Genomic DNA, 16,662 nt, shown 5'->3' with positions numbered 1-16,662 from the left:
CTCCTGTCGGAAATGTGCCCGAAAACTCGCATTCGGTTCGGATCAGCTTTGCGGGTCAGGACCCCCGGCTCGAAAGCCTACTTCAGGGAGGACCACTTTTCGGGGACACACCAGTTCCTTCCGGATTCTGGCCGGCTTGTGCACCCGCCACGATACTCTCCCTTCTCAGGCCCCATCACCCATTTTTGGCCATGGCTCGATCCTCCTTGCGGAGAGATCTTGGGTACATCTTAGGAAGACGGATCCAATGACCGTCGTGCCGTTTCCGTGTTAACGTCGCAGAATTCCGCGTTCAGGGAGATCTCGCGTTGGATCATGGATATTGGCCACTTGCTGCCGCCTTTCTTCTTGCATGGCCTTCATATGCGCAGGAGGCCGCGGACGCCGTTGCGCCGGAAGCCGCGACCGAGACGGTCGATGCGTTCTCGGGACTTACTGACCTTGCCAATGCGGCGCTTGGTGCCAAGAGCGATGGAGCACCGACGCAGGCAGAGACCTGGATGGTTGCAGCAGCCAATCCGCTCGCGGTCGAAGCCGGCGCGCGCGTTCTGCGCGAGGGCGGAACGGCTGCCGATGCGATGGTTGCGGTGCAAGCGGTCCTCGGCCTGGTCGAACCTCAGTCTTCTGGACTTGGCGGTGGCGCCTTTCTCGTCTGGTACGATGCGCAGAGCGGTAGCGTGACCACACTTGATGCGCGCGAGACCGCACCGTTGGCCGCCGATCCGACGCTGTTTCAGGATGAGTCCGGGGCCCCGTTGAAGTTCTTCGATGCAGTGGTGGGGGGCTTGTCTGTCGGCACGCCGGGAACGCCTCGCCTTTTGGAAGACGCCCACCGTAGATGGGGGCGCGCCAACTGGGCCGGATTGTTCGATGAAGCCATCGCACTTGCGGAAGGCGGATTCACGGTCTCGCCGCGCCTTGCCGAGTTGGTCGCGGACGATGCCGAGCGCCTGCAGCGGTTCCCGTCGACCGCCGAGTATTTCTTTCCCGGCGGCACGGCCGTGGCTGCTGGCAACATGCTGGTGAATGCCGATTACGCCGAGACCTTGCAGCTGATTGCGGCCAAAGGGGCATCCGCTTTCTACAGCGGAGAAATCGCCGAGGATATCGTGGCCGCTGTGCGAGGTGCCGAGGGAAATCCCGGCCAGTTGTCGTCGATCGACCTCGCGCTCTACAGCGTGATCGAAAGGCCGCCGGTGTGCGTGGAGTATCGCGAGCACGATGTTTGCGGCATGGGTCCTCCGTCGTCCGGGGCTCTGACCGTCGGCCAGATCGTCGGGATACTGAACGGTCACGACCTGGCGTCGCTGGAGCCGACGAGCCCGGAAGCCTGGCGGCTGATCGGCGATGCCTCGCGGCTCGCCTTCGCGGACCGCGGGCGCTACATGGCCGATACGGACTTCGTGCCAATGCCGGTCAAGGGCCTCGTCTCGGAAGACTACCTGAAGGCGCGTTCCGAGCTCCTGTCGGGGGACGACGCGCTCCCCGAGGTTGCGCCGGGAGACCCGGAATGGGATCACACGCTGCTGTTTGCCGACGATGCGAGCATCGAACTGCCGTCGACCTCGCACATTTCGATTGTGGATTCCGACGGCAACGCATTGTCGATGACCACGACGATCGAGAATTCGTTTGGCTCCCGGATCATGGTCCGGGGTTTCCTTCTGAACAACGAGTTGACCGATTTCTCCTTCCAGACCCATGAGAACGGCGTTCCCATCGCCAACCGCGTGGAGCCCGGCAAACGGCCGCGATCCTCGATGGCTCCGACCATCGTCATGAAGGAGGGCAAGCCCGTGCTCGTGATCGGCAGCCCCGGTGGCAGTCGGATCATCGGCTATGTCGCACAGGCCGTCATCGCGCATCTCGACTGGGGTATGGATGTGCAGCAGGCAGTCTCCATGCCGCACTTCGTCAACCGCTTCGGAACCTATGACCTTGAGGAAGGCACCTGGGCAGCGGACCTGCAACAGCCGCTCGCGGAGCTTGGCTACGAAGTCAATGTCGGCGAGCTCAACTCGGGCCTGCATGCCATCTCGGTCGGAGAAATTCTCCAGGGTGGTGCCGATCCGCGTCGCGAAGGGATCGCCCTCGGGGAATGAAGACCTTGATCTGGTAGGCGAGGTGAAGGGAGATTGGCTTTCGACCGGGCAACTAGTCACCTTGATCCCTTGCGACTTCCAGAGTCGGTATCACCTGCTAGTGTTCGCCACCTGACACATAGTTCCCAATGGAAGAAGGTCGTCGGACATGGGTCCAGCATTCCTGGGCAAAACCTTCAGATGACAGCGTGGAGCCTATGTGGCCGATGTTGCGGTCCGGACCAACTGGAATTTGCCGACATCGCGGTCATCGGTGCTGAGATGACGCCCGCCCAGAACCGTTCGGGGCGTCACCCCTACTTGAAGAATGACAGGGCCAAGGGCAGTCCAAAAACCACCAGCACTACGAATACGAGGCCATCAATGACAGGGTCCATTGCTCCATCCTCTCATGGTTTGGTGAGCCCGTGATGCAGGAGATCCGGTGTTTCCCGGGCTCTGTATGCGCCTACCTGGCCAGGGCACTCGTACCTGCCACAGGGGCGTTGTGGTTGGGCTGCACGGGTTGTTGCCCATTCCAGTGCAAGGGGCATATCGCCCGAGGCGCGCGGTTTCATTTGGCGCCTCGGGCGAGAGGCCCGGGATCAGGCGAAGGTCGAGAACGTCTCTTCGCCAAATGCCAGGTCGAAGGTGTCATCAAACACGTCGATATCGCCAACGGGCACCGAGAAATCGTAGCTCGCCAGCGGACCGAAGCCGATGCTGTCACTGAACCCGACCGTTTCGCCGAAGAACGTAAACGAGGCGTCGTATCCGGCCTCGCCCGACAGGATGTCGACGCCGCCGCCGACATTGAATCCCAGTTCGGTCAGGTTGCTGAGCTCGGATTCCGAAATGACTGTGAACTCGAATTCGACCATTCCGTCATCGTCACCTCCCTCGTCAATCGAAGAGGCATCGCTGAGTTGCAGGCTGTCGCCAATGGTAAAGGCCGTGCCCGAACCATCTTCAAAGGTGACCAGCCCGACCAGGTCCCCCATGGCCATCTCGAATTCCTGGAGCAGGTTGATGCCCGCATTCGCGTAGACGTTCAGGATGTCGAGTTCGGCGTAGAAGAGCCCGCCGAGGATGTCGAGGCTCGGATTGAAGGGGTTGATGGGAAGCCCTGCAAGCGTGGTGATCAGCTCGTCGATATCGAGGTTCAGCTGCAGGAAGTTGTTGCTCGCGCCGCTTGATGTGACCGGATCCAGCGGTGGCGCGGTGCCGTCGGTCGAGACGTTCGGCCAGGCGAAGTCGACGGACAGGGAATCCGCAGGAGGCGGCAAGGTGAAAGACCCACCCAGGGTGTCGCTGTCGAGATCCAGGATGTTCACGCTGCCGGGGCCAATGTCGACGGCCGGGAAGTTGAGCGTTTCGTCGATGCCGCCGAGGTCGACGGTTTGGTCGCCGGGGATGATGCCGAGAGGATCGAAGTCCACGGACCCGAAATCGATATCGAGCCCGACATAGGCCTGAAGCAGGATATCCCAGATGAAATCGAGCGTGTAGCTGCCCGATGGACCAACCGTCGAGAAGGCGGCGTCCACCAGGAGGTCGGCGGTCTCGATCAGGAGTTCGTCGACCGTCTTGTTGTAGTTGGTCTCGACCGTGACGTCATAATCGGCCGTGGCATCGATGCTGCCACCGTTGAAGGACAGGGTGGACTGGAACCCGGCCTTGATGTGCCCGTTGATCCCGGCTTCGAACGGCCCGAAGGAAAGGCTCTCATCGAAGTCGCCGGTATCGATTCCGATGAACCTGTCGTCGTTGAACAGGAACTGGTCGCCCGAGCTCCAGATGCTCTGATCGATAGCTTCGAACTGCAGCTGGTTGAGCGACTGCCTGTACTCATAGATGATGTCGATCGTCTCTGAGCCGGTCTCGGTGTCGCCGTTCGAGATCTCCTCCGATGTCGCGGTGAAGGTCAGGTCGAAATCGGTGTTCTGATCCATCGGCAATATCAGCAGGTATTCCTGCACGAACTGCTGTGGTTGCCCGGCCGTTCCGATCGTGGGCCCCGCGGGAGAAAGCGTTACCCCGGCAGGCAACGCGCTGCTCACGAGTTTCTGGATGAATTCCGAACCATCGTCATCGGTCTGGGTCGCGGTGACCTTGAGGAGGATCTCGTTCACATTGCTGGTGGCGAACGCCTCGATGGACACGTCCGGGATATCCGCGACAGCTTCTATCGCGACCGCAACGGTTGCGAAGTCCGTTCCGCCGTTGCCGTCGGTTATGCAATAGGTGAACTCATCGACCCCGCTGTAGTCGGTGTCTGGCGTATAAAGGATTGCGTCGCCGGGCAGCAGGTCCGCATCGTCGCCATCGATGATCTGCACGGTCCCGTGTGCCGCGCCAAAGACGTGGGTAATCGTCAATGTGTCACCGTCAGCGTCGCTATCGTTGGCGAGGACTTCAAACTTGACGCCTTCCGACACGCTAGACGGATCGTTCAGGCCAGATTGACCATCTTCGAAAATGTCGTAGGAATCGTCCATTGCATCCGGTGCTGCCGGAGCGACGGCCAGCAGCTTGGCCGAGCCATCGCGCTTCCCGTCAACCGGACCAACGCTGGTGAGCCGTGCGCCGAAATTGACATGTGCAATATCATCGAGCGTTAGATCGCCGGCCTCGTTCGTCAGAACGAAACTTGTGGACTGGATGTCGCCCTTGTTCTTGCCGATCCCCGGTTGTCCGAACTCGACGCCAGCGTCGAACGGTGACGCGGCGCCGCGCATGTTTGCGCCCTGGCCGAGATCGATCACGTCGCCAGTTCGGTACTCCGACACGTCAGTGCCGGTGGCCGCAAGGCCCGACAGTTTGGCTTCGTCATCAACGTCAAAAAACAACCCGCGTAGATCGGCGATGACGCCGTCGGTCTCTAGCACGGTTATCGTGAATTCAATCGATCCGTCGTTCTCAACGGCCAGCACTTCGATGTCAGGTGCTCCATCGACGCCTGGAATTATGAATGTGATGCTCCGTACGCAGTCCATTTGCAATCTCCCAGTTAGACATGAAGAGGCATTTCACCAGCTCGAAACTGCACGGCTATTTTCAATTTGTGTAATTTTTACTGCTGCACGCTGCTCATTCGCACGGCAGGTGCGTCGATACTTTTTATATCGGGGTATTTACGCGCCGCCTCGGATGGGCTCTGCTTGGTCTCTCGGGCAACTACGAAGGATTAATGTGTCACAAATATGTTCACGTCTGGGCCGAATGGTGTCGCCTCCATGTCGGATGGATGAACTCGTTGTTGCGTTAGGGTATTCCAGAAGTGCGTAGTCGGATATTCAAAAGGGTGGTATCTTGGCGCCTTTCTGTAATTGTTTCCGTCCGGAAAACTATTTGGTTTGTTTCACTCTTTCTGTTGCTCTGGGGGGGCGGAGATCTATCGCGTGGTCTTTGTGGTCGGGATGCCCAGAGCCGTATAAGTATTTGAATGAGGTTTTCGCATTTGATCACTCGCGAACGAAGAGAATCCGTTTCCCCATAGATATAGCGTCTGCGAGGCGTGTTAAGAAACGGTGAATGCAACCATAAATCTGAGCCTCTGCCCGTCAGCAGAGAGGGAACTAATTTGCATTTCCTCCAGCGCCAGTTCCAGGGTGTTGGCGACATCTGCGCTCTTTGCCGTCTTGGAGAGCTTCCACGCCATGATGTAGCAGCTGTAATCGTCGAGGATCGTGCTAAGCTGGAACTAGTCCCAGCCGAAAACCTCGAGGTACCTGAGGTCGATCTGCCAGAGTGCGTTCGGCCGTGTGGTCTTGTCCTGTGCGCGGGCTCAACCTGTCGGCGGCAGCAGTCCGATTCCTGAGCACAGCAGATCGGCGTGCGGACTCGGTCTTCGCGAGCGCTGTATCGCTTCCGTATGCGGACCCATACAGATCAGCCAACCGCGGATTTCATTTTGCTAGCTCGAGCTGCAAGAAATGTTGAAAGTTTGCGACTGGTACCCCAACAGCAAAAAGGGATTTTGGATCTAATGTAGCTACGATAGAACTGAAATTTCCAACCAGCTTGAGGTTGCCATTGTCCGATACAAAAATGGGAGCACCCGAGTCCCCCTGCATGGTTGAACAACTAGAGACCAGAACCCTATAGCTCATGTCATAGTTAATCTTGCCGCAGTCCCGAGCAACCGACAGAACATGGTGCCTCAGGCTTGGGTAGCCTGCGAGTAGCGCTTTCTTGCCGGCGATGGCACCTGGTCCGCCTAGATACAAATCAACGAACCGAGCGTTTTTGCCAATTGGATCCTTCAAGATCAATAATGCCCAATCCACATCCATTTCTCCTTTGAACTCTCGACTCTCAGGGTCATGCGTGGGGTCCAAGACATACCTGTCAACGTCCGAAACAGCTTCATATTCCCCTCTTTGGTAGCCGGCAATAAAACGAATGCTGTTGGCTGGTATCCATTGTTTGCGCGTAAAGTTGTAAAGACAATGCGCTGCGGTAAGGACAATTTTTTCTGATAACAGGGTTCCCGTGCAGGACATCCTTATTTGCGTGCTGGCAGAATTGCCTTGCTCAACGGCGCACCTCTTCCTGTTGGCGGGAGGGCCATCACGCCCCTCCCGCCGCCTCGACCCGGTCCGATTGGTGCTGTCCGCCAAGACAGAACGAACCGGAGCGTCGTTTGTCAGCGCAGTATGTGGCTGGCGCATTGCGAACTACGCGGATTTGAAATCCTCTGAGTAGATGGCCCGCTTCTGCCGCCAATCCCGGGCGGCGCTATTGTGGGTTGCTGCATTGTAAACGCTGTCAACACCCCCGCCTGGCGCGTTGTTCGCGAGCCGATCGCGTACCTCGCGAAACATGGACGCCCAAGGCAAGGCGAAATGGTTAGTGGCATTCCTGCGGCTCAGGCATCGGGGAGGCCACCCGCGCTGGCATGCAGAGCCGCAAGGGCCTCGATCTTCTGCTGCACAACTTCAGGCGGTTCGCACGCTCGGCGCTTGGCAAGGTCAACATGGATCATCAACTGGTCGCACGTAGCGAGCAGAGTGCCATCGGTCTCGCGCCGCATTTCGTGGAAACATCGTATCTTCTTGCGCGCGCCTTCCGTCACCCGGGTATGCACAACGAAGCGCTCGCCCGCATGTGTTTCGGCAAGGAATTTCGTTTCGGTCTCTACTGTGAAATAGCTCAGACCCGAAGCGATGTAATCCTCGTCTGCGCCGACTAACGCCATGACTGCCTCGGCGGCGTCGGAGAACACCTGCCCGTAGCGGCTTTCGTTCATGTGCCCATTCAGGTCGGTCCAGTCGGTGGGCACGACCCGACGGGCGGTCATCAGATTGGCGGCGGGGGCGAGCGCAGGCCGAAGCCGGCGCTCGTGGTCTAGGAGGAGCCGCCCGGCTGCGCTCCCCTGCTGTTTCAGGGCGCGAAGCATGGCCACGAGGTTGTTGTCGCGCTTTCGCTCCAACTCGCGGATCGTCATGTGCCCCGACTGGGCGTTGGACAGGTCGACAAGCTTATGGATAAGTTCTTCTGTCAATTCCGGAACATCCATGAGCTTGGTCCAAGGCCATTGCAGTGCCGGGCCGAACTGGCGGATGAAATGCTCCATTCCCGCCTCTCCACCGGCAATGCGGTAGGTCTCGAATAGGCCCATTTGAGCCCATCTCAGGCCAAAGCCGAAGCGGATCGCGTCGTCGATTTCCTGCGTTGTGGCAATGCCATCGTCTATCATCCAGAGGGATTCCCGCCACACGGCCTCAAGCAAACGGTCTGCGATATGAGCGTCGATCTCGGCACGAACTACAAGCGGATGCATCCCCATTGCGCCAAGTATGGCCTTGGTCTTGGCGAGTATCGATGGCGCCGTCTGCCCGGATGAGACTACCTCAACCAGTGGCAGCAGATAGACCGGGTTGAACGGGTGGGTGACGATGATCTGTTCGGGCCGCGCGGCCCCCTGCTGCAGAGTTGAGGGCTTAAACCCGCTGGTCGAGGAACCGATCACAGCGAGCGGGTCGCAGGCGGCTTGGATCTCGGCAAGGGTGGCGTGTTTCAGCTCCAAACGTTCCGGTACGCTCTCCTGTATCCACTCGGCGCCCTCGACGGCCTCGCCGATGCTCGGATGAAAGGAGAGGGCTCCCTCCGGCGGCAACGCGCAATCGTAAAGCATCGGCAGCCCATGGCGGGCGTTGCTGAGCACGTCGCCAATCTTGCGCTCGGCCTCCGGGTCGGGGTCGAATACCCTGACATTCCAGCCATTGAGCAGGAACCGCGCGGTCCAGCCGCCGCCGATTACCCCTCCACCGACTATTGCAGCCGTTCCTTTCATGGCACTAGGGTCTCTGTATGTCCGTCGATGGCCAGGATCTGACCCGATATCCGCGCGGCGGCAGGCGAGGCTAGAAACAGCACGACCTCCGAGATGTCATCCACCTTTACCCAGCTTCGCATCGAGACACTCCTAACGTATTGCGCGCGCACCTCGTCCTCTGACTTGCCGCTTGCCGCGGCTTCCATCGCGACGACCCGGTCCATTCGAGGGCCTTCAACGGCGCCGGGGCAGATTGCATTCACCCGAACGCCCGCTGGACCGAGTTCCATCGCCAGAGTCTTCGTTAACCCGATGACGCCCCATTTTGCAGAGGCATAAGGCGAGCGCATCGGATACCCGAACTGCCCGGCGGTCGATGACGTCACAATTATCAGCCCGTGGCCCTGCGCGCGCATCATCCGCGCCGCCCAGCGACAGGTTAGAAAGGCGCCGTGCAGGTTGGCAGCCACGCAGGCCTGCCAGTCGCCGTAATCCAACGACTCAATGCGCCCGGCCGGGCCACCGGTGCCGGCATTGGCACAGACCACGTCGATCTGCCCCCACTCCGCCTCGACCCGGCCGAGGAAGGCGTCCATCGCGGCCTCGTCGGTCACGTCGGCCTCTACCGCTATTGCTCCGGGAATGGCATCGGCCACCAGCGCAACGGCCTGCGGATCGGTATCGCAGATCGCCACCCTGTCGCCGCGCCCGGCAAAGGCCTCGGCAAGTCCGCGGCCGATGCCGCCGCCGCCCCCAGTAATAAGGACATGCTGGCCCATCAACGTGGCGCCCGCTTGATCAGGCCAAGCTTCTCGCGCACCTCGGCCGGGCCGATGACCCGCGCGCCGATGCTCTCGACGATCGTGACCGCGCGTTCGATCAGCTGCTCATTGGTCGCCAACTTTCCCTTGGACAGCCAGAGGTTGTCTTCAAGACCCACCCGCACGTTGCCGCCCGCAAGCACTGCGGCGGCGACATAGGCCAACTGGTGCCGACCAAGCGCGAAAGCGGAAAACGTCCAGTCGTCCGGCACGTTGTTGACCATGGCCATGAAGGTGTTGAGATCGTCCGGGGCGCCCCAGGGAACGCCCATGCAGAGTTGCACCAGTGCATTCGCGTCCAGCACGCCATCGGCGACGAGTTGCTTGGCATACCAGAGGTGCCCGGTGTCGAACGCCTCGATTTCGGGCTTGACCCCAAGCTCGGTCATCCTCCGGGCCATTTCGGTCAGCATACCAGGCGTGTTGGTCATTACGTAGTCGGCTTCGGCGAAGTTCATCGTGCCGCAATCCAGCGTGCAGATCTCGGGTAGGCATTCGGCGATGTGAGCAACGCGTTCTTCGGCGCCTACCATGTCAGTCCCGGCAGCTGGTGGCAGCGGCTCTTCGGTGCCGCTTAGAACGAGGTCGCCGCCCATGCCGGCGGTCAGGTTCAGCACGACATCGACATCGGCTGCTCGGATACGGTCCGTCACTTCGCGGTAATAGGCGAGATCGCGCGATGGCACGCCGGTGTCGGGATCGCGCACGTGGCAATGCACCACTGCGGCGCCCGCTCTGGCCGCAGCAATCGCGCTGTCGGCGATCTGCTTCGGCGAGCGTGGCACATGTGGGCTTCGATCCTGGGTGGACCCCGAGCCGGTCACGGCGCAGGTGATAAAGACGTCGTTGTTCATGGCGAGAGGCATTGCGAACTCCACATGGAAATTTCCCCATGCTAAGTCATCCGGGAGGACAACACGTCACGCCGAAAGAGACATTCATCATGCTGAAATGGACAAACTCTCTCGGTCCACCCGTATCCGTCACAATCTTGATATTCGATCGGTTCTCGCACCTTTGTCTCGCCAATTGCGTCGAACCATTGCAAGCGGCCAACAGGGTGGCGCGAGCAAGGGCGTTCGATGTAAAGATTGTCACCCTTGATGGCGCGCCGGTGCAATCATCGAGCGGGACACAGGTCGTGCCCCATTCGAAGCTGTCGGAGATGCCTGCGTACGATGCGCTCATCATTCTGGCGAGCTATGATCACCTCCGGCACGACACGCGGGCTACCCGTCGAGCCCTAGTTGCGGCGAGTCAGAAAGCCCGTGTCACCGCTGCACTCGACGCAGCGCCATGGCTGTTGGCCTCGGCCGGACTGCTAGACGGGCGGCAGGCGACCTTGCACTGGGACCTCATCGAGGCCTTTTCAGAGACCTTTCTGGCAGTTGCCGCCGAGCGGACTAACGTGGTGCGCGACGGACCTTTTGTGACCTGCGCGGGTGTTCTCGCAGCGATGGACCTGTCATTGGGCCTCGTCGAGCAGTCTCTGGGTGTTGCTGCCCGGATGAGCGTCAATTCGCTGTATGCCCGCAGGGATTATTCCACCGCGGCATGGTCGGAAAACGCGGCAGACCCCATGGTTACTCGGGCCCTCGACTTGATGCGCAACAATTTCGAACACCCGCTGTCGCTCGACGCCTTGGCATACGCCCTGTCCTGCCAGCCACGAACCCTCAATCGACGGTTTCGCTCGCGGCTCGGGGCGCCACCGGGCAAGGTCTACCGCCACCTGCGCCTTGCCTCGGCACGCACCATGCTCGAAAGCCGAGCGTTAAGCGTTGCGGAAGTCTCTGTGCGCTGCGGCTACGAATCTCCTGCCGCGCTGGCGCGGGCGATCCGCCGCGAATACGGCGCGACGCCCTCGCAGCTCAGAGCCGGACAGCAAGACGGAGCGATATAGCAAGGCCGCCCCCTATTCGGCCCGCGGGAAACGCCGCGCGTCCTCAAGGTCGTTCAGATTAAGGTGATTGCGCATGTAGCGTTCAGAGGCTTTCTGGAGCGGTTGAAAATCCCACGGAAAGTGACCGCCGCTGCGCAGCGCGTCGTAAACGACCAACCGCCGAGCCTGGCTTTCACGCACCGCCGCGTCGAACGCCGCGAGATCCCAGCGGGCCTCCAACTTTGCGCGCAGGCTTGCGCGGGTGCCTTGGTGAGAGGGGACCTCGGCGAGGTTGCTGCGCTCATGTGGGTCAACCTCCAGATCGAAGAGCTGATCCGGGTCGACCACGCATCGCACGTATTTCCATTTGCCGTAGCGCAGGGCGACCATCGGCGCAACGGAAGCCTCTGCTGCATATTCCATTGCCACCGGTGCGGACCGCTCTCCTCCTTGCGCCAGAGGGACGAGGTTTTCGCCGTGGGTACTAGCCGCGAAGTCGCCTGTATCCATACCCGCAATATCGCAAAGCGTCGGGCAGACATCGAGCGTGGAGACAGGAGCATTGATCCGCCCCGGCGCCATGGAAGGGGCCGAAATCATCAGCGGCACCCGGGCCGAGCCTTCGAATAACGACATCTTGAACCAAAGGCCCCGCTCGCCAAGCATGTCTCCATGGTCGGAAACGAAGATGATGGTTGCCTCCTGCCGCGATGCCTTTAGCGCCACCGGGATCTCGCCGATCTTGTCGTCAAGGTAGCTGATGTTGGCGAAATAGGCGCGCCGCGATCGGCGGATTTGCCCGTCGGTGATCTCGTAGTTCCGCCAGTCGTTGGCATCGAAGATGCGCCGTGAATGAGGATCCTGCTCCTCGTAGTCCAGCGCAGGTACCTCGGGCATCAGATACGCGCAGTTTTCATACAGGTCCCAATATTTCCGCCGGGCAAGGTAGGGATCGTGCGGGTGGGTGAAACTAACAGTCAGGCACCACGGCCGATCATCACCGCTTCTTGCAAGATCATAGAGCTTTCTGACTGCATGGAAGGCAACTTCATCGTCGTAGTCCAGCTGATTGGTCACCTCGGCGACACCGGCGCCGCTTACTGAGCCCAAGTTGTGATACCACCAGTCGATCCGCTCGCCGGGTTTTCTGTAATCGGGGGTCCAGCCAAAATCGGCCGGATAGATATCGGTCGTCAGGCGTTCTTCGAATCCGTGTAGCTGGTCTGGACCGACGAAATGCATCTTGCCGCTGAGGCAAGTCTGGTAGCCGGCACGCCTCAGGTAATGGGCGAATGTGGGAATGCTGGATTGGAACTCTGCCGCATTGTCGAAGACGCCCGTGGTGGAGGGCAATAGGCCCGACATGAAAGCGGCCCTGCCCGGAGCGCAAAGTGGCGATCCGGTATAGGCATTGGCAAAACGCGTCGAGCGTGCGGCGAGCGAACTCAGGTTGGGGGTGTGCAGCCAGGCCGCCGGGCCATCCGGGAAAAGTGTCCCATTCAACTGGTCAACCATCAGGATCAGGAAATTGGAACGTGGTGCCACAAACGTCATTTATCCATCCATCGTTCAGGGCGCATTTGCATACCGGACAATGATGGCCTTCTTGGCGCTGCTGTTTCCGGGTGGTCGCGTCTCGCGCCGATTTCGGCCCGGCCAGCCAGTGGCGGGCCTATCGCAACCGGCCCGAAACAAAACTTCACTCGATGGACCAACCATGCAATGCGCTCCCTGCGTGTGGCCGTAAAGTCATCCGTCGTGACCGATCCCTTCTATCCGTCACCTCTCTCGTCGAAGTTGCAACCTCAGCATCAGGTATCGCCCGGTCTCTTGGCAATGCCGACTGATTAGCAGGCCTCGCGAGCCGGTCTCGGTTTGCCCTCGAGGTGCGGCTACGCTCGGTAACTGGAAACGAGCCCGGAGTGCGGACGTGATGGGAACAAAATCCCAAAAAGCAGTCGACTCGCCCCAAGAACCGCGACAGGATCTCGGAAACAAGTAAGTCGCAGGACTGAATTGCGACGACGTCAGGGGAGGAAATCAATGACTATCAGAAATTTGCCCAACGGCATCAGCCGTCGTGGCGTTCTCAAGGGGGCGTCCGCCCTCGGCGCAGCCTCGCTCATCCTTCCCGCCGGCGTGCGACCAGCCTCGGCGGAGCCAAAGAAAGGCGGGATTCTCCGAGTTGGCATGGGGCACGGAAGCACCTCGGACAGCCTCGACCCCGGCTCTTGGGACAACGCCTACAGCCAAGTTTTTGCCACGGCACGCCATAACAACCTGACAGAAATCGCGGCAGATGGCTCCTTGGCGCCGGAGATCGCAGAGAGCTGGGAGGCGTCGGCGGACGCCATGACCTGGACTTTCACCATCAGGCAAGGGGTCACGTTCCACAGTGGCAAGGATGTGACGCCGGAGGACGTGGTTGCCTCCATCAACTACCATCGCGGTGAGGAAAGTACCTCAGCCGCTAAGCCGATCGTAGAGAATATCACCGACATCAAGATCGACGGTCAGAACGTCGTGATTTCCTTGAACGGTGGCAATGCCGACTTCCCGTTCATCATGTCGGACTATCACATTCCGATCATGCCGGCGGTTGATGGCAAGATCGATCCAACCTCCACCGACGGGTGCGGGCCCTATGTGGTTGACAAGTTTGACCCAGGCGTCGAAGCGTTGTTGACCCGCAACCCAAATTACTGGAAGTCCGATCGCGCCCATTTCGACGGCATCGTTCTATTGCCGATCGTCGATGCCGCCGCCCGCCAGAACGCGTTGATGTCCGGCGAGGTCGACGTGATCGACCGCGTCGATCTCAACACGGTTCATTTGCTGCAGCGGGCGCCGAACATTAAGATCCTCTCGGTCTCGGGTACCCAGCACTATACCTTCATCATGGACAGCCGCGCTGATCCCTTCACCGACAACAACGTTCGGATGGCGGTCAAACACGCGGTGAACCGCGATGAACTTGTCGAGAAGATACTGAACGGTTACGGCGTTGTCGGAAACGATCATCCTATCGGAAGGTCCAACCGCTTCCATGCCGACGATCTCGAGCAGCGCACGTACGACCCGGATAAGGCCAAGTTCTATTTGAGGGAAGCCGGGATGGACTCGCTGTCCCTCACGCTGTCTGCGTCCGAGGCTGCCTTCGGCGGTGCCGTTGATGCCGCCGTCCTCATCTCAGAATCCGCTGCCGCAGCCGGGATCACTGTCGAAGTCTCCCGCGAGCCGGCCGATGGCTATTGGTCCAATGTCTGGATGCAGAAGCCGTTCGTGGCGTCGTACTGGGGCGGCCGCCCGACCGAGGATTGGATGTTCTCTACAGCCTATGCCTCCGGAGCTCCCTGGAACGAAAGCTACTGGGAACACGAAGGCTTCAACAAGCTTCTGGTCGAAGCCCGCTCCGAGCTTGACGAAGCGAAGCGGCGCGAAATGTATGTCGAAATGCAGAGACTCGTGCGCGATGAGGGCAGCACGGTTATCCCGATGTTTGCTAACTACGTGATGGCCCACACAGGTGCGGTGGCCACACCGGAGCAGATTGGTGCGAACTGGACGATGGACGGTTTCCGCGCGATCGAACGCTGGTGGTTTGCGTAAGGAATGCGATAGTTCGGGGCGCAACCGTGCCCCGAACTGGTTGCTCTTCGAGCGACGGGATGTCTCGGGACGCCCTTCCGAACCGGCTTAATAAGGGTTCTGATGGCTAATATCTGGCGAATGCTCGCTCAACGGCTCGGTTTGGGTCTAGTTACACTCTTCGTGATCTCATTGCTGATCTTCGGCGCTGCGGAACTCCTTCCTGGAGACTTCGCGCAGGCCGTTCTGGGGCAATCTGCTACAGAGGAAACCGTCGCCGCCATTCGAGCGGAGTACGGATTGGACCGACCGTTTCACACAAGGTACGTAGACTGGCTCGGCAGCGCCCTGCAAGGCGATTTCGGTCAGTCGCTGGCGAACCGGAAACCCGTTGCTGACATGATTGGTAATCGATTGGCCAACACGCTGTTCCTCGCGCTGTATGCTGCCGCAATCGCCGTTCCATTGTCGCTGATGCTAGGCATTCTGGCCGCGCTTTTTCGCAACTCCATTTTCGACAGAAGCGTGAATGCCCTGGCGCTCACGTCAATCTCCTTTCCCGAATTTTTCGTGGCTTACATCCTGATTCTTTGGCTTGCGCAATCGGGACTGTTTCCGTCGATCTCTCGCTTTTCGGTCGACCTGCCGCTTGGGCAGAAGCTATACAACACATTCCTGCCGGCGCTCACACTGACACTGGTCGTGACAGCGCACATGATGCGCATGACTCGCGCCGCGATCATCAACCTGCTGGCCAGCCCCTACATCGAGATGGCGCGTCTGAAAGGAATGCCACCTTTTCGCGTGATCACTCGCCACGCCCTGCCAAATGCCCTCGCACCGATCATCAATGTCATTGCATTGAACCTAGCTTATCTCATCACCGGTGTGGTGGTCGTCGAAGTGGTTTTTGTTTACCCGGGTCTCGGGCAGTTGATGGTCGACAGCGTTGCCAAGCGGGATATCCCCGTCGTTCAAGCTGTCGCGCTGATCTTTGCGGCGGCCTATGTTCTGCTGAACCTGACGGCGGATGTGCTCTCGACGCTCACTAATCCTCGCCTCATGCACCGGCGCTAGGGGAGCGGCATGCAATTCCTGATTACAACCCTCTGGATCGTGTTCTTCGTCGCGGCAGCACTTTGCCTCGGCTGGCTATTCCGAACGATGATCATCCGGCTCGCACCGACGAATTTCACAGCCTCAATGCGGCGGGCGCCGCTGACGGCAAGCTTCGGTATGCTGGTGATCCTGCTCTACATCTTCGTCGCTCTCTTCGCGCCTGTTCTCGCGCCATTCGGCGAGCGCGAGATCGTGGGCGGTGAGTTCCTGCCATGGAGTTCGGAACATCTGCTCGGAACTGACAATCTCGGACGGGACATGCTCACGCGGATGATCTATGGCGCGCGCAACACGGTGGGTATCGCGCTGGCCACGACCGCGCTGGCGTTCGTTGTTGGGGCCCTTCTGGGGCTGCTCGCAGCAACTGTCGGCGGTTGGCTGGATCAGGTGCTAGGGCGCACCGTCGACGTACTCATGGCGATCCCGGCGCTTATCTTCTCGTTGTTGCTGCTCACAATTTTCGGCACCTCCGTCACGACGCTCATTCTGGTCATCGCCCTGATCGATTCCACCCGCGTGTTCCGCCTAGCCCGATCAGTGGCGATCGGCATCGTGGTGATGGACTACATCGAGGCCGCGAAGCTGCGGGGCGAAGGATTATGGTACCTCATCACGCGGGAGATCCTGCCAAACGCGATGGCGCCGTTGGTGGCTGAATTCGGCCTGCGCTTCTGCTTTGTGTTTCTGGCGATCTCGGCGCTGTCCTTCCTCGGACTTGGGATCCAGCCGCCCACGGCGGATTGGGGCTCGATGGTGCGGGAGAATGCGACGCTGATTACCTTCGGAGACATAACACCGTTGTTGCCCGCGGGCGCCATCGCCCTCCTGACCGTGGCAGTGAACTTCGTGGTCGACTGGAAGCTGCACGAGGCAAGCGGGTTGAAGGAATAG

Annotated in this window: 11 protein-coding genes; 5 read left to right on the top strand and 6 right to left on the bottom strand. The window is 59.9% G+C overall.

Annotated features, from left to right (window positions below):
• Positions 1-308: 308 nt before the first annotated feature.
• Positions 309-2,102 (top strand): gamma-glutamyltransferase, encoded by a 1,794-nt coding sequence (gene ggt / locus ACFQ2S_RS17890; RefSeq protein ID WP_386076554.1) that lies wholly within the window; start codon positions 309-311, stop codon positions 2,100-2,102.
• A 584-nt stretch (positions 2,103-2,686) separates the two neighbouring features.
• Here the strand turns inward: ggt and ACFQ2S_RS17885 are convergent.
• The 5 genes from ACFQ2S_RS17885 to ACFQ2S_RS17865 form a co-directional block, all read right to left on the bottom strand.
• Positions 2,687-5,077: an Ig-like domain-containing protein gene (locus ACFQ2S_RS17885; protein ID WP_386076552.1), complete on the bottom strand. Its 2,391-nt coding sequence runs from the start codon at positions 5,075-5,077 to the stop codon at positions 2,687-2,689.
• Between the two features lie 912 nt (positions 5,078-5,989).
• On the bottom strand, positions 5,990-6,754 hold the full coding sequence (locus ACFQ2S_RS17880; protein WP_386076550.1) for a trypsin-like serine peptidase: 765 nt from the start codon (positions 6,752-6,754) through the stop codon (positions 5,990-5,992).
• 197 nt (positions 6,755-6,951) lie between these two features.
• A complete protein-coding gene (locus ACFQ2S_RS17875; protein WP_386076548.1) occupies positions 6,952-8,379 on the bottom strand; it encodes a carnitine 3-dehydrogenase in 1,428 nt (475 codons plus the stop codon).
• On the bottom strand, positions 8,376-9,140 hold the full coding sequence (locus ACFQ2S_RS17870; protein ID WP_386076546.1) for an SDR family oxidoreductase: 765 nt from the start codon (positions 9,138-9,140) through the stop codon (positions 8,376-8,378). Before ACFQ2S_RS17870 ends, ACFQ2S_RS17875 begins: the two co-directional genes overlap by 4 nt.
• Positions 9,140-10,048 (bottom strand): BKACE family enzyme, encoded by a 909-nt coding sequence (locus ACFQ2S_RS17865; RefSeq protein WP_386076545.1) that lies wholly within the window; start codon positions 10,046-10,048, stop codon positions 9,140-9,142. Before ACFQ2S_RS17865 ends, ACFQ2S_RS17870 begins: the two co-directional genes overlap by 1 nt.
• Positions 10,049-10,125: 77 nt before the next feature.
• Here ACFQ2S_RS17865 and ACFQ2S_RS17860 point away from each other — a divergent pair, with 77 nt between their 5' ends.
• The gene (locus ACFQ2S_RS17860) at positions 10,126-11,085 is read left to right on the top strand and encodes a GlxA family transcriptional regulator (RefSeq protein WP_386076543.1); all 960 of its coding nucleotides are present in this window, start codon (positions 10,126-10,128) and stop codon (positions 11,083-11,085) included.
• Between the two features lie 12 nt (positions 11,086-11,097).
• Here the strand turns inward: ACFQ2S_RS17860 and betC are convergent, their stop codons facing one another.
• Positions 11,098-12,618 (bottom strand): choline-sulfatase, encoded by a 1,521-nt coding sequence (gene betC, locus ACFQ2S_RS17855; protein ID WP_386076541.1) that lies wholly within the window; start codon positions 12,616-12,618, stop codon positions 11,098-11,100.
• A 489-nt stretch (positions 12,619-13,107) separates the two neighbouring features.
• Between betC and ACFQ2S_RS17850 the strand changes: the two genes are divergently transcribed.
• From ACFQ2S_RS17850 to ACFQ2S_RS17840, 3 genes are all read left to right on the top strand, one after another.
• Positions 13,108-14,673 carry an ABC transporter substrate-binding protein gene (locus ACFQ2S_RS17850; RefSeq protein WP_386076539.1) on the top strand — a complete coding sequence of 522 codons (1,566 nt, stop codon included), beginning with the start codon at positions 13,108-13,110 and terminating at the stop codon, positions 14,671-14,673.
• Positions 14,674-14,775: 102 nt separating this feature from the next.
• Positions 14,776-15,729 carry an ABC transporter permease gene (locus ACFQ2S_RS17845; RefSeq protein WP_386076537.1) on the top strand — a complete coding sequence of 318 codons (954 nt, stop codon included), beginning with the start codon at positions 14,776-14,778 and terminating at the stop codon, positions 15,727-15,729.
• A 9-nt stretch (positions 15,730-15,738) separates the two neighbouring features.
• Positions 15,739-16,662, top strand: a complete 924-nt coding sequence (locus ACFQ2S_RS17840) for an ABC transporter permease (protein ID WP_386076536.1) — start codon at positions 15,739-15,741, stop codon at positions 16,660-16,662.

The sequence above is a fragment of the Tropicimonas aquimaris genome (assembly GCF_042676185.1).
Classification (GTDB): domain Bacteria; phylum Pseudomonadota; class Alphaproteobacteria; order Rhodobacterales; family Rhodobacteraceae; genus Tropicimonas; species Tropicimonas aquimaris.
Note: the sequence above shows the minus strand (reverse complement) of the source record. Positions and strands in the feature narration are given on the sequence as shown.

Bases quoted from the DNA above. Each gene is read 5' to 3' on its own strand.
- ACFQ2S_RS17850 (WP_386076539.1), top strand. From the start codon at position 13,108: ATGACTATCAGAAATTTGCCCAACGGCATCAGCCGTCGTGGCGTTCTC.
- ACFQ2S_RS17885 (WP_386076552.1), bottom strand. From the start codon at position 5,077: ATGGACTGCGTACGGAGCATCACATTCATAATTCCAGGCGTCGATGGA.
- ACFQ2S_RS17865 (WP_386076545.1), bottom strand. From the start codon at position 10,048: ATGCCTCTCGCCATGAACAACGACGTCTTTATCACCTGCGCCGTGACC.
- betC (WP_386076541.1), bottom strand. From the start codon at position 12,618: ATGACGTTTGTGGCACCACGTTCCAATTTCCTGATCCTGATGGTTGAC.
- ACFQ2S_RS17840 (WP_386076536.1), top strand. From the start codon at position 15,739: ATGCAATTCCTGATTACAACCCTCTGGATCGTGTTCTTCGTCGCGGCA.
- ACFQ2S_RS17860 (WP_386076543.1), top strand. From the start codon at position 10,126: ATGCTGAAATGGACAAACTCTCTCGGTCCACCCGTATCCGTCACAATC.
- ACFQ2S_RS17880 (WP_386076550.1), bottom strand. From the start codon at position 6,754: ATGCGCCAGCCACATACTGCGCTGACAAACGACGCTCCGGTTCGTTCT.
- ACFQ2S_RS17845 (WP_386076537.1), top strand. From the start codon at position 14,776: ATGGCTAATATCTGGCGAATGCTCGCTCAACGGCTCGGTTTGGGTCTA.
- ACFQ2S_RS17875 (WP_386076548.1), bottom strand. From the start codon at position 8,379: ATGAAAGGAACGGCTGCAATAGTCGGTGGAGGGGTAATCGGCGGCGGC.
- ACFQ2S_RS17870 (WP_386076546.1), bottom strand. From the start codon at position 9,140: ATGGGCCAGCATGTCCTTATTACTGGGGGCGGCGGCGGCATCGGCCGC.